The organism is Plantactinospora sp. A48, from assembly GCF_055793945.1.
Genome location: NZ_JBTIXF010000011.1, coordinates 1 through 13541, shown reverse-complemented (window position 1 = coordinate 13541; position 13541 = coordinate 1). Strand labels below are relative to the sequence as shown.

The window sequence follows — 13541 nt, the reverse complement described above, 5'->3', positions numbered from 1 at the left end:
AGGCGTAACTCTACGGTTCGCGCCGACCGGCCCGCACGATCAACTGGTGCAGACCTATCGGGAACTGTTCGCCGTACGCGAGTTCCGGACCCTGTTCCTGGCCAACTGCGCGGGGATCGCCGCGCAGACCTCCTCGGGGCTGGCGCTGGGCGCCCTGACGTACGCGGCGACCGGCTCGGCCCTGCTCACCGCGCTCAGCATGTTCGGCGCGCCGCTGGCCAACGTGGTCGGCGGCCTCACCCTGCTGTCGGCCGCCGACGCTGTCCCGCCGCGCCGGGCGCTGAGCCTGGCCGGGCTGGTGTCGGTGGCCGGCTCGGCGTTACAGGCGGTGCCCGGCCTGCCGCTGTGGGCGCGGTTCGTCATCATCCTGGTCATCGGGTACGTCAGCTCGGTCACCTCGGGCGCCAGGTGGGCGTTGATCAACGACATGTTGCCGACCGGCGCGTACGTGCTGGGTCGCTCGACCATGAACGCCAGCGTCGGAGCAATGCAGATCGCCGGCTTCGGACTGGGCGGCGTACTCCTGGTCTGGCTGCGCCCGTACCAGGTGTTCCTGCTGGCCACCGCGCTGCTGATCGTCGCCACGGCGCTGACCCGGCTCGGCCTGACCGAACGGCCGGCCCGGAGCGAACACCGGGTCACGGTCCGCCGGACCCTGCGGGTCAACCGCACCCTGCTCGCGGACCCCGGCCGCCGGTCGCTCTACCTCAACCAGTGGGTGCCGAACGGGCTGATCGTGGGCTGCGAGGCGCTGTTCGTGCCGTACGCCGGTTCCGCCGCCGGCTTCCTGTTCGCCGCGGCCGCCCTCGGGATGCTGGCCGGGGACGTGGGCGTCGGTCGGTTCGCCGGGCCACGCCGGCGGGACCGGTTGATCCGGCCGCTGCGGCTGCTGCTGGCCGTGCCGTACCTGGCGTTCGTCGTGCATCCGGCGCTGCCGCTGGCGGTGCTGATTCCGCTGGTCGCATCCGCCGGCTACGCGGCGGGCCTGCCGTTGCAGGAACGGCTGCTCCGGAACTCCCCGGACGAGGTGCGGGGCCAGCTGCTCGGCCTGGCCACCAGCGGGACGATGGCTGGTCAGGCGGTCTTCGCGGCACTGGCCGGCACCATCGCCGACCGGATACCGGTGCCGTGGGCCATCGGGGTGCTCGCCGCGCTGTCGCTCGGCACCACCCTGGCCCTGACCCCGGGCCTACGCCACACCGAGCCTCGGCAAGGTGCCCTTCCTTACCGCGGAGCGGTGTCGCGGATGGCTTCGGCGAAGACCTCGGAGCGGTGCTCGTAGTTGCGGAACCGGCCATAGCTGGGCGCCGCCGGTGACAGCAGCACCACCCCGCCGGCCGGGGTCAGCTCACGGGCCAGCCGGACCGCCTCGGCCAGGTCGTCGACCAGTTCGGTCCGCACCCCGGCCAGCCCCGCCAGCGCCTCGACGATCCGGGGCCCGCTGTCCGGGATGCCGATCACGGTGCTCGGGCGCTGGGCCAGGTGCTGACGCAGCGGGCCGTAGTCCAGCCCCCGGTCGGTGCCGCCGACGATCACGGTCAACGGCCGGTCCTCGTACGCGTCGATGGCGTGCATCGTCGAGTAGGGGCTGGTGGCCAACGTGTCATCCACGAAGGTCAACCCGGAGGGGTCGGCGATCTCGGTGAGCCGGTGCGGCAGGCCGTGGAAGGTGCCGGCGGCCTCCTCCAGATCCTCCCGGCGGGCCGTCAGGTCCACCCCGAGCGCGGCCAGCACCGCCAGCGCGACGCACAGGTTGCGCTCGTTGTGCCGGCCCACCAGCCGGAACACCGAACGCGGGAAGAGCGGCTCGGCGCGGACGTACACGTACGGTTCGTCCACCGGGCCGGGCGCGATGTGCACCGAGTCGGGCTGGCCGGCGTGGATGACCGGCAGGTCGCCCACCTCGGCGGCCAGCCGGTCGTCGGTGCCGTTCAGCACGATCGTCTCCGGGCCGTGGGCGAGCAGGTTCAGCTTGTCCCGGTAGTACTCCCGCTCTCCCCCGTGCGCGTCCAGGTGCTCGGGGAACAGCGAGGTCACCACCGCCACCCGGGGCGAGTCGGTCAGGTCGCTGCACTGGTAGCTGGACAGCTCCAGCACGTACAGCTCCGCCTCCGGCAGGTCCAGCAGCGGCACCCCGATGTTGCCGCCGTACGCGTTGGGCCGGCCGATCGCGGTGAGCAGGTGGCTGATCAGGCTGGAGGTGGTGCTCTTGCCCTTGCTGCCGGTGACCCCGACCGTGCGGTCGGCGTGGTCGGCCAGCCACAGCGCCGTACCGCCGGTGATGGTCACCCCCCTGCGACGCAGCTCGACTACCCACGGGTGGGTCTGCGGCACACCGGGTGACCGGATCACCACGTCGGCGGCGGCCAGCCGGTCGAACGCCTCCGGACCGGTCACCAGCGGCGCGGCGGTCGCCAGCGGCCCGTCCCAGGGCAGCGACAGGAAGTTCGCGCTGTCGTCGACCGCGACCAGGCTGGCCGGTCCGTGCGCGGCCACCGCGGTCACCGCGGCCCGACCCTCCCGACCGGTGCCCCAGACGACGACGGCTCGTCCGCGCAGGTCAGACAGGCGCACTGGTGATCTCCTCACTCGACGGGGACGGAGCAGGAATTAGTATGGCGTGTGCCCAACGGACAGCTGCGACAGATGGACGCCTTCTCGTTCCCGGCGTACTCGCTCGACCCGGTGACCGGCGCCGTGACGCTGGAGTACGCGCTCACCGGGCCCGAGGTTGAGCTGCGGTTCACCGAGCGGATCGCGCTGCCGCCACCCGCCCGGCCGCCGGCGCCGGACACGGTGGCCGCGCTGGAGCGGGTGGTCGAGCTGCTGCACCTGGTGGCCGGGGTGAGCTACTACAAGGCCGCGGCGCCGCGGCGGCTGGTCCTGCCGCGTCCGCTGGGTGCGGCGGCCACCGCCTACGTCACGGCCATCTACACCAAGGGCCTCGGCGAGTACGCCTACCGCAACGACCTGCCGTACGTGCTGGAGCTGGTCCCCGAGGTTGGGGGGTCGGTCTCGGTTTCCGGCGGCCCCACCCGCTCTGGGCGGTCAGGCTTGAATGCCGCCGGAGCGCCGCCGGAGCCGGGGTCTGGCGGAGGCGTGTCCCGGCTCAGTTCTCCGACGCGGGTGGGGCCGCCGGAAACCGGAACGAGCGGTGGCGAGGCAGCGGAGGACGAGGTCGCGGGGCCGCCTGACCCAGGGCCCGGGGGTGATGTGGCGCCGGTGCTGGACGACTCGGAGCCTGAGAAGCCGGGCTCGTCTGCGCCACACCCCGGCTCCGGCTCCGCTCAGCAAGGAGCCCGGCCGCTGTCGGCGGTGGGCGGTGGCAAGGACTCGATCGTCACCCTGGAGGCGCTGCGCCGGGCCGGCCTGGACCCGGTGCCGTTCTCGGTGAACCCCAACCCGGTGATCGTCTCGGTGAACGAGGCGTCCGGGCTGCCCGCGCTGGCCGCCCGGCGCATCATCGATCCGGAGCTGTTCACCCTCAACGCCGCCGGCGCCCTGAACGGCCACATCCCGGTGACCGCGATCAACTCCCTGATCGCGGTGGCGACCGCCGTGCTGCACGGGCTCGGACCGGTGGTGATGTCCAACGAGCGCTCCGCCTCCGACCCGAACCTGGTCTGGAACGGCCACGAGATCAATCACCAGTGGTCCAAGGGCGTCGAGGCGGAGGGCCTGCTGCGCGCCGCGCTCACCGACCACGCGGGGCTGGTCGAGCCGTACTTCTCGCTGCTGCGTTCGCTGTCCGAGCTGCACATCGCCCGGCTGTTCGCGCAGTTCGACCGGTACGACGCGGTGGTGACGAGCTGCAACGCCGCGTTCCGGTTGCACGATCCGAGCGTCCGGTGGTGCGGGCACTGCCCCAAGTGCCGGTTCGTCTTCCTCGCCCTGGCGCCGTTCATGTCCCGCGACCGGCTGGTCGGCATCTTCGGCAAGGACATGCTGGCCGATTCGACCCAGGTGCCCGGCTATCTGGAGTTGCTGGGCATCGACGCGCACAAGCCGTTCGAGTGCGTGGGCGAGGTGGAGGAGTCGACCGTGGCGCTGAGCCTGCTGGCCGAGCAGGAGCAGTGGCGGGACGCCCCGGTGGTGCGGGCGCTGGTCGCCGCCGTACCGGCCGAGGGCTGGACCGCCGCGGCCGATTCGGACGTGTTCACCCCCGGCGGGACGAACTTCGTTCCCGCCACCTACGCCAAGGCCCTCACCGCCCTCACCTGACCCCGCAGCCCCACCCTGCTCAGACGTCGTCGTGGATGGCATCCAGGGCGAGCAGTGCCACGTGCAGGGAGAGGCAGGCCGGTACCGCGTCCAGGTCCACGTCGAGGATGCGGCCGATCCGGGTGAGCCGTTCGTAGAAGGCCGGCCGGGACAGGTGGGCCGCGGCGGCCGCCGCCGACTTGTTGCGGCCATTGTCCAGGTACGTCCGCAGCGTCGCCATCAGGTGCTCACGCGGGTGTTCGGCGTCGTACGCCAGCAGTGCGCCAAGCTCCCGTTCCACGAACGTCTGCAACCGTGGCTCGTCCCGGAGCAGGTGCAGCAGGCCCGCCAACCCGACCTGGGCCAGCCGGAACACCGGCAGGTCCCGCCGTCCCCGACGGGCCGCGTCGGCGACCTGCCGCGCCTCGACGAGGGACCGGCGCGCCTCGCGCAGGGTGGGCACCGTCGAGCCGGCCGCCACCACCACGGATGGATCGTCGCCGGGCCGACCGGCCGCCGCCAGCCGTACCCGGTCCAGTCTGGCGGCGAACGCGGCCAGCGCGTCCTCGTCGGACCTGCCGGTTTCGAGCGCCAGCAACGCACCCACCGCGTGTTCGTCCACGGCGCTGGCCAGCCCGGTCAACCCGGCGTCCCGGATCGCCCGGCCCACCGCCTCGGCCAGGTCGTGCAGCCGGGCCTGTGCCTCCGCGCCGGGTTCGCCGGACGGCTCGGTCCGGTGCCGGACCACCACCCCCACCAACCGGCGACGGTCCAGGGTCACCCCGAGGGCCCGCGCCCGCAGCGCCACCTCGTCCACCGGTCGGGCGTGGTCCAGCAGCGCGGTCAGCAGGTTGCGGTGGATCTGCCGTTCCAGCCCTTCGGCGTCCCGGCGGATCAGCCGGCCCAGCGCCAGCGTGGAGGCCGCCCGTTCCAGCAGGATCACCAGCCGGCTCGGCGGCGCGGGCGCGCTGGTCAGACCGGCCAGACCGGTCAGACCGGTTGTGTCGTCCGGATCAGCCGGGGCACCGGCGGTACCGTTGGCGGCGGCCGGGTCGGGCCAGCGCAGCAGCAGTCGACCCCAGTCCTGGCCCCGGGCGCCGACCGTGGTGACCAACCAGCCGGCATCCGCGTCGTACCCGGTGCGCCCGGCCGGCCGGATCCGCCGCGAGTGCCGGTCCCAGCCGTCGAGCAGCGACCCGGGATCCTCCCCCGCCGCGTCGTACGCGAGCACCTGGCGGGCCGGGTTCTCCAGCACCACCGGGCAGCCGGCCAGTTCGGCGGCCTGCCGGACCACCTCGGCTGGCTCGGCGCCCTCGACTGACAACTCGGTGAACCGCTGGTGGATCTCCTCGGTGGCCCGTAGCTCGGTGAGCTGGGCGTCCACGATCAGGGCGTGAACCGCCTCGGTGATCGGCACGAACGGGGTGGCCCGGCGCAACTCGACCAGCGGCAGGCCGCGCCGACCGGCAGCCGCCGCCATGGCCCGGGGAACGTTCTCCAGGTACCGCCGGCCGAGCTCGACAACCAGACCGGAGGCGCCGACATCGGCCAGGGTGTCCACGAAGGCCCGCAGCCCGGCGTCGTCACCCGGCAGCCCGATGCCGGTGGTCAGCACCAGTTCACCACCGTCGAGCAGGGTGGCGATGTCCGGCACCTCGGCGACGTGTACCCAGCGGACCCGCCGCCCGAGACCGGCCTCCCCGGCGACGAGTCGGGGCGCGCCACGGCGCAGCGGGCCGAGGTCGAGCACCTCGCGAACGGTCGGGAACACGGGCGCCACGCTACCCTGCGTGACCGCTTCGGGCCGCTCCCGCCCGGGAGCCGGAACGTGGTTTGACAGCGCTTATATAAGTGCTGTTACATCGCCTCATGCCCGCATCCCAACCGCAACCCGCAACCGACCTGCTCGACCACAGTCGCTGGCGACCCCTGTTCCAGCTGCTCGCGACGATGGACCGGGACATCGCCGCGCTCTACGAACGGGCCGGCATCGCCGACCTGCGCACCCGCTACGTCGGCCCCCTGATCCAGCTCGGCCGACGCGACTCGATGACCGTCCAGGAACTGGCGACCAGCGTCGAGGTCAGCCACTCCGCGATGAGCCAGACCGTCGCCGCGATGCACCGGGCCGGCTTCGTCGACCGAGTCGAGGGCACCGACGGCCGTACCCGCCGGGTCGCCCTCAGCGACCGTGGGCGGACGGCGCTGCCGTTCCTCCAGGCCGAATGGCGGGCCACCGAGGCCACCGTCCGGGATCTGGAGACGGAGATCCCGTACGCCCTCAGCCGCGCGGTACGGGACATCCAGGCCGCCCTGGTCGAGCGTCCGTTCGCCCAGCGCCTCGCCGAGAACCTGGCCCGGGCCCTCGACGGTACGCTCCGGTGAGCGCCCGGAACACGCTGGCCAACCCCGCCGTCGTGACCCGAGCGTCGGCCCGGTGAGCCTCCGGGACGTGCTCGTCGACGTCCGTCCGTTGCGGACCCTGCCGGCCTTCCGCCGGCTCTGGCTGAGCGGTACCGCCTCCGGGGTCGGCAGCCAACTCGGCGGGTTCGCACTGACCTTCCACGTCTGGGACCGGACCCACCGCCCAGCGCTGGTGGGGGTGATCGGCCTCTGTTCCGCCGTACCGCTGATCGTCTTCGCTCTGCTCGGCGGCGCCGCCGCCGACCGGTTCGACCGGCGCCGACTGGCCCGGTGGACGACGGCCGGCCAGCTCGGCGCGGCGGCCGCGATGGCCGCCGTGACGCTGGTGGTCCCCGACGCCATCGCGCTGCTACTGGTGCTGGTCGGCATCGCCTCCGGACTGGCTGCGCTGGGCAGTCCCGCCCGGCGGGCGCTGGTCCCCGGCCTGCTGCCCGCGGGCCAACTGGCCGCCGGGCTGGCCCTGAACCACCTGTCCTTCCAACTGGCCATGCTGGTTGGCCCGGTACTCGCCGGTGGGCTGGTGGCCCGCTGGGGAACCCCGATCTGTTTCGGCCTCGACGCGGTCACCTTCGGTATCGCGCTGACCGGCCTCGCCAGCCTGCCGGCCACCCCGGCGCCCGCTGGAGCCGCGCCGGCCGACGACGCGGATACGACCACCGGCGGTACCGCCGGTGTGGCGACGGCGCGTGGCCGGGCCCGCGAGCAGACCCGGAATGTCGCGGCTGGCCTTCACTTCACGGTCCGGACCCCGGCCGTCCGCGCCGCCTTCCTGACCGATCTGTGCGCCACGGTCCTGGCGATGCCGATGGCGCTGTTCCCGGTGCTCAACTCGGAGCGATTCGGCGGCTCGCCCGTGGTGCTGGGGCTGTTCAGCACGGCCGTCGCCGTGGGCGGGGTGCTCGCCTCGCTGGCATCCGGAACGGTCACCCGGCGCCGCCACCCGGGCCGGATACTGCTGGCCTGCGCGGCGACCTGGGGCGGTGCGCTCACCGGGGTCGGGCTGAGCGGCCAACTGGCCGTGGTCCTCGGACTGCTGGCGGTGGCCGGGGCGGTGGACACCTGGTCCGTGGTGTCCCGGGGCACGGTGGTGCAGTCCTGCACGCCGGAGGCGTACCGCGGTCGGGTCGCCGCGCTCGAACACATCGTGGGGATGGCCGGGCCGCAGGTCGGCGGGCTCCGGGCCGGCCTGGTGGCCACCGTGGTCGGGGGCGCGGCGACCGTCACGCTCGGCGGGCTCGGCTGCCTGGTCGGGGTCGGCCTGGTCGCCGCCCGCCTCCCGCAGCTCTGGCGTCTCGTGCTGGCACCACCGGTCGGGCACCGTTAGCCGTTAGCCGTTAGCCGTTAGCCGTCGGCCCGTCGGCCGTCAGGCGTTAGGAAGGGCCCCTTGCTATACAGAAAGCGATAACAAGGTGCCCTTCCTTTCAGCCGGGTCAGTCGACGCCGGACTCCATCGCGGCGCGGTCGAGTGCCTCGTCGTCGACGGAGGAGACGCCCCGGGAGGCGATGGCCTCCGCGCCGCCCTGCGGCATCGCGCCGATCAGTCCGGTCGAGGCCGCCTGGTCGGCGCCGACCATCCGTTGGGGGGCCGCGCCACCGACCATCCCCAGCGAGGCGTACTGCTCCAGCTTCGCGCGCGAGTCGGCGATGTCCAGGTTGCGCATGGTGAGCTGGCCGATCCGGTCCGACGGGCCGAACGCCGAGTCCTCGGTACGCTCCATCGACAGCTTGTCGGGGTGGTAGCTGAACGCCGGACCGGTGGTGTCGAGGATCGAGTAGTCCTCGCCCCGCCGCAGCCGCAGGGTCACCTCGCCGGTGACCGCCGTACCGACCCAGCGCTGCAACGACTCCCGCAGCATCAACGCCTGCGGGTCCAGCCAGCGGCCCTCGTACATCAGCCGGCCGAGGCGGCGGCCCTCGTTGTGGTAGTTCGCCAGGGTGTCCTCGTTGTGGATGGCGTTGACCAGCCGTTCGTACGCGGCGTGCAGCAGCGCCATCCCGGGCGCCTCGTAGATGCCCCGGCTCTTGGCCTCGATGATCCGGTTCTCGATCTGGTCCGACATGCCCAGGCCGTGCCGGCCGCCGATGGCGTTGGCCTCCAGCACCAGGTCCACGGGGCTGCCGAACTCCTTGCCGTTGATCGTCACCGGGCGGCCCTGGTCGAAGCCGATCGTGACGTCCTCGGCCGGGATCTCCACCGACAGGTCCCAGAACCGGACTCCCATGATCGGGTTGACCGTCTCGATGCCGGCGTCGAGGTGTTCGAGGGTCTTCGCCTCGTGCGTGGCGCCCCAGATGTTGGCGTCGGTGGAGTACGCCTTCTCTGTGCTGTCCCGGTAGGGCAGGCCGCGCTCGAGCAGCCACTCGGACATCTCCTTGCGCCCACCCAGCTCGGTGACGAAGTCGGTGTCGAGCCACGGCTTGTAGATCCGTAGCTGCGGGTTGGCCAGCAGGCCGTACCGGTAGAACCGCTCGATGTCGTTGCCCTTGAAGGTCGAGCCGTCGCCCCAGATCTGGACGTCGTCGGAGATCATCGCCCGGACCAGCAGGGTGCCGGTGACGGCCCGGCCCAGCGGGGTGGTGTTGAAGTACGCCCGCCCGCCCGAGCGGATGTGGAAGGCCCCGCAGGTCAACGCCGCCAGGCCCTCCTCCACGAGGGCGGCGCGGCAGTCGACGAGTCGGGCGACCTCGGCGCCGTAGCTGAGCGCGCGGCCCGGCACGGAGGCGATGTCGGGCTCGTCGTACTGGCCGATGTCAGCGGTGTACGCGCAGGGCACGGCGCCCTTGTCGCGCATCCACGCGACCGCGACCGAGGTGTCGAGTCCGCCGGAGAAGGCGATGCCGACACGTTCGCCGGTAGGTAGGGAGGTGAGAACCTTGGACACGGGGAAGATTATTCATCACGACGCATGGTCATGCAAGTTGACTGGGCTCCGGCGGGTCGTCGCGGCCCAGCTCCCAGAACGCCACGGCCGCTGCGGCGGCGACGTTCAGCGAATCCACTCCGCGTCGCATCGGGATGACCACCCGGACGTCACTGGCGGACTGCGCCGCCGCGGTGAGGCCGGGGCCCTCCGCGCCCAGCAGCAACGCCGCCCGCTCACGCTGCGCCGGAGTCAACCGCTGCATCGGTACGGCGTCCGCGGCCGGCGTCATGGCCAGCACGGTGAAGCCCGCCTCCCGTACCTGGTCCAGCCCCGCCGGCCAGCGCTCGAACTTCGCGTACGGCACCGCGAAGACCTCCCCCATGCTGACCCGCACGCTGCGCCGGTAGAGCGGGTCGGCGCAGGACGGCGACAGCAGCACCGCGTCGATGCCGAGCGCGGCGGCGCCCCTGAACACCGCGCCGAGATTCGTGTGGTTGTTGATGTCCTCCAGGACCACCACCCGTCGGGCGGCGGCGAGCACCTCGGCCGGCCCCGGCAGCGGCCGGCGATGGAACGACGCGAGCACCCCCCGGTGTACGTGGAAACCGGTGGCCCGTTCCAGCACGTCGGGCCGGGCAGCGTAGACCGGGGCGTCCCCGGTGTCCAGATCACCGAGCTGGTCGACCCGCTTGGCGTCGACCAGGAACGACCGGGGCGGGTAGCCGGCCCGCAGCGCGCGCCGCAGCACCAGTTCGCCCTCGGCGATGAACAGCCCGTGCGGCGGCTCCCACCGGGTCCGCAGCTCGACGTCGGTGAGCGCCCGGTAGTCGGCGATCCGCTCGTCCTCGGGTTCAGTGATCTCGTACACGGCCACCCGCCCGATTCTGCCGGCCGGCCCGATGAGGCCCGAAAGGCCCCTCGGCAGGTCACCGTTCAGACATCAGATCAAAGACCGGGTGGCGGCCCGCGACGGCGGGACGCCCGCGCACGGCCATCGACCGCGAGGGTCCCGCGAATCCCTCTCATTGACCTTCATTGATGAAGCTCCTAGCATCCAATTGTCCTGTCAACTTGGTTCGACTCACCGGTGGCCGCTCGCTCACCGGCGCTGGCCCAGCCCTGACCCCGCCCAACCGGCGGTGCGGCCAGCAGGACGTGACGGTGGATCAGAGCCAGGAAACATCTGATGGATACGACGATGAGGGGTTCGCATGTCCCAGAACACTCCACCGGTCGCCGTCCGGCGGCCGCTCCGCAGGTCGGCGGTGGTGGCCATCCTCACCGCCGCGGCTCTAGCGGCGCCGGCCGGGGCCGCGTCCGCCGCCTCCACCGGGACGCAGCCGGGTGCGTCGACCGGGACGCACCGATCTGCCGCGGCGGCGGTTGCCACCTCCGCCGCCGGCGTGGGGGCACCGGACGGCACCGCCGCGGGTAACGCGGCAGTCGCCTCGGTCGACCTGGCCGGGACCTGGAGTTTCACGCCGGCGGGCCGTGGCACGACATCGATCGCCGTGCCCGGTGGCGGCTGGTACAAGCAGGGCTTCACCGACGTGAACCAGGCGGTGTACTCGCGCAGCATCACCGTGCCGGACTCGGGACAGCCGCAGGCGACCTGGATCGAGTTCGGTGCGGTGAACCACCAGGCGACGCTGTCGGTGGACGGCCGGGTGGTCGCCACCCAGACCACCGCCTTCACGCCGTCGAAGTTCGACATCAGCGCGTACGCGGCACCGGGCAGCACCCACACGATCAGCGTGGACGTGAAGGGTCGCGGCGCGTTGAAGAGCGGGACCGGCAAGTACCTGGTCGCGGTGGCCGCCGACTGGTCCGAGGCGGTCCCCCAGGGCATCTTCCGCTCGGCCTTCCTGCGCGTGTACCCCGCCGTGTACGTCAGCGACACGTTCGTCCGTACCTCGGTCGCGGACCAGACGCTCAGCTACGACGTGTCCGTGACGAACACCTCCGGCAGCGCCCGCTCGGTGACCCTGACCGGTGACCTCGCCTCCGACGGTGGCGGATCGTTCAGCTACCCGGCGCTGCCCAGCCGCACGGTCAGCGTGCCGGCGCACGGGACCGCCACGGTCACCGTCGGGCCGATCGGGTGGAACCTCGGCACCGCCTCGTACTGGTGGCCGAACGTGCCCTACCGGCAGGGTTACCGCGCCCAACTGCACCGTCTGGCGGTACACGCGGCGACCGACGACGGACACACCAGCGACGCCAGCTACCGGTTCGGCTTCCGGCAGAGCAGCCAGAACGGCGAGTACTACTACCTCAACGGCGCCCGGATCAACTACCGCGGCGACAACCTGCAGGGCGCCGACTACGACCGGGTCAACAACGGCGGCAAGGGCGACGCGTACGACACCCTGCCCGGCTTCCTGGCCCCCTCCGGTAGCAACGGCGGCTGGCCCCAGGCGGTGGACAACTACCAGCGGCTCAACTACAACGTGGTACGCATCCACCAGGAGCCGGCCAGCCCGTACATGCTCGACGTGGCCGACGAGATGGGCCTGATGATCATCGACGAGACCGGTATCCGTGGCGGCGCGGAGGACCTGGTCGCCGGCCACGACTACCTGGTCGCGCACGCCCGCCAGCTCACGCTGCGCGACCGCAACCACCCGGCGGTCGTCCGGTGGAGCCAGGCCAACGAGCCGACCTTCGGCAGCGACTCGGAGCAGTTCGAGCAGGACCTCTACGCCGCGATGAACGGCGCCGACGGCACCCGCCCGATCAGCATCGACGCCGCCCCCGGCGCCGATTCAGCCAGCCGGTACCCGAACATGCGGTACGCCAACTTCGCGATCTTCGCGCACTACATCGACGGCGTCGGTCAGTACGGCGAGGCGGTGAGGCCGGCGTCCGGCCGCCCGGACGGCGAGGGCGAGTACGTCTGGTCGGCGTGCAACACGAAGAAGGGCTTCGAGTGGTTCGCCACGGCGACCGCCGCCAAGCGCGGCAAGGACGCCGCCGACCTGCGCCCGTACACCCTGCTGTCGGCCTGGGCCGGATTCGTCCCCGGCGTACGCAGCACCGACTTCACCCCCGAGGAGGGCGGCCACCCCCTCTACGGCGCCGACAACCTGCCCGACCCGTGGAGCAACCCGCAGATCCAGCGCGTCCAGGCCGCCTTCAACCCGGTCGCCGCGATCGATCTGCCCTACTGGTCGGCCTCCGGCGCCTCCGACGCCAACGGCACGTTCCCGCTGCCGCAGGCGGTCAGCAACTACACCTACAACTCCTCCGTCACCCGCAACATCACCGTCTTCAACGACGACCTCAGCGACACCTCCGTCGGCTTCGGTTGGACCGCCCGGCAGGACAGCCCCACCGGTGCGGTCGTCGCATCCGGCAACACCACCCTCACCATCCCGCTCGGCTCCCGGGTCACCCAACCGGTCACCTTCACCACCCCGGGCAGCGGCAGCCGGCTGTACCTGACCCTGACCACCACCAAGGGAGCCACCAGCACGTTCACCGACTCGGTCGAGTACTTCACCCTCGGCGGCAGCGGCGGCCCGGTGGCGGACGGCACGTACCGCATCGTCAACCGCAACAGCGGAAAGGCGATGACCGTGTCCGGCGGCTCCACCGCCGACGGCGCCAAGGTCGTCCAGCAGTCCGGGAGCCCCACCTGGACCATCACCTCGGTGTCCGGCGGCGGTTACACCCTGCGCTACACGGCCAGCGGCAAGATGCTCGACGTCAACGCCGGCAGCACCACCGCCGGACTGCAACTACAGCAGTGGACCGCCAACGGCGGCACCAACCAGCAGTGGTCCCTCCAGCCGACCGGCGGCGGCTACTACACCATCGTCAACCGGGCCAGCGGCCTGGCCGCGGACGTGTACGGCCAGTCCACCTCCGACGGTGCCGCGGTGGTGCAGTGGTCGCTCAACAGTGGCACCAACCAGCAGTGGCAGTTGATCCGTAGCTGACCGAACGCGGCCCAGGTGTTTTTTTCCCCGCGGGCCGCAACCCACCCCCGCCCCGCCGCCCGAACCCGCGGAATTTTTTATGCCTCGTCGGTCCGGGAAGCCACACCGGCGG

Annotated in this window: 9 protein-coding genes and 1 pseudogene; 6 read left to right on the top strand and 4 right to left on the bottom strand. The window is 72.2% G+C overall.

From position 1 onward, the window contains the following. Nucleotides 1–46: 46 nt before the first annotated feature. Entirely contained in the window at nucleotides 47–1282 is a 1236-nt protein-coding gene (locus tag ACXN5W_RS08355) for an MFS transporter (RefSeq protein WP_473157594.1), read from the top strand. Here ACXN5W_RS08355 and murD read toward each other — a convergent pair. Next, complete coding sequence (murD, locus tag ACXN5W_RS08350; RefSeq protein ID WP_473157593.1) at nucleotides 1225–2574, bottom strand: UDP-N-acetylmuramoyl-L-alanine--D-glutamate ligase; 1350 nt, start codon at nucleotides 2572–2574, stop codon at nucleotides 1225–1227. The genes ACXN5W_RS08355 and murD overlap by 58 nt on opposite strands. A 48-nt stretch (nucleotides 2575–2622) precedes the next feature. On the opposite strand from murD, the pseudogene ACXN5W_RS08345 reads away from it, so the two are divergent. After that, a pseudogene (locus ACXN5W_RS08345) lies at nucleotides 2623–3003 on the top strand (MurL-like N-terminal domain-containing); the annotation flags it as partial. Beyond that, the gene (locus tag ACXN5W_RS08340) at nucleotides 2980–4221 is read left to right on the top strand and encodes a MurL-like N-terminal domain-containing (protein ID WP_473157708.1); all 1242 of its coding nucleotides are present in this window, start codon (nucleotides 2980–2982) and stop codon (nucleotides 4219–4221) included. The pseudogene ACXN5W_RS08345 and the gene ACXN5W_RS08340, both read left to right, overlap by 24 nt. Nucleotides 4222–4240: 19 nt before the next feature. Here ACXN5W_RS08340 and ACXN5W_RS08335 read toward each other — a convergent pair whose 3' ends face one another. Next, nucleotides 4241–5971, bottom strand: a complete 1731-nt coding sequence (locus tag ACXN5W_RS08335) for a PucR family transcriptional regulator (RefSeq protein ID WP_473157592.1) — start codon at nucleotides 5969–5971, stop codon at nucleotides 4241–4243. 98 nt (nucleotides 5972–6069) lie between these two features. Between ACXN5W_RS08335 and ACXN5W_RS08330 the strand changes: the two genes are divergently transcribed. Further along, a complete protein-coding gene (locus tag ACXN5W_RS08330) occupies nucleotides 6070–6585 on the top strand; it encodes a MarR family winged helix-turn-helix transcriptional regulator (RefSeq protein WP_473157591.1) in 516 nt (171 codons plus the stop codon). A gap of 52 nt (nucleotides 6586–6637) precedes the next feature. Then, nucleotides 6638–7948, top strand: a complete 1311-nt coding sequence (locus ACXN5W_RS08325; protein ID WP_473157590.1) for an MFS transporter — start codon at nucleotides 6638–6640, stop codon at nucleotides 7946–7948. 106 nt (nucleotides 7949–8054) lie between these two features. On the opposite strand, the gene argG is transcribed toward ACXN5W_RS08325, so the two are convergent. Both argG and ACXN5W_RS08315 read right to left on the bottom strand, forming a co-directional pair. Continuing rightward, the gene (gene argG / locus ACXN5W_RS08320) at nucleotides 8055–9506 is read right to left on the bottom strand and encodes an argininosuccinate synthase (protein ID WP_473157589.1); all 1452 of its coding nucleotides are present in this window, start codon (nucleotides 9504–9506) and stop codon (nucleotides 8055–8057) included. Nucleotides 9507–9534: 28 nt separating this feature from the next. Further along, nucleotides 9535–10362: a TrmH family RNA methyltransferase gene (locus ACXN5W_RS08315; RefSeq protein ID WP_473157588.1), complete on the bottom strand. Its 828-nt coding sequence runs from the start codon at nucleotides 10360–10362 to the stop codon at nucleotides 9535–9537. A 337-nt stretch (nucleotides 10363–10699) separates the two neighbouring features. Between ACXN5W_RS08315 and ACXN5W_RS08310 the strand changes: the two genes are divergently transcribed. Beyond that, nucleotides 10700–13429 (top strand): RICIN domain-containing protein, encoded by a 2730-nt coding sequence (locus ACXN5W_RS08310; RefSeq protein WP_473157587.1) that lies wholly within the window; start codon nucleotides 10700–10702, stop codon nucleotides 13427–13429. Nucleotides 13430–13541: the final 112 nt, after the last annotated feature.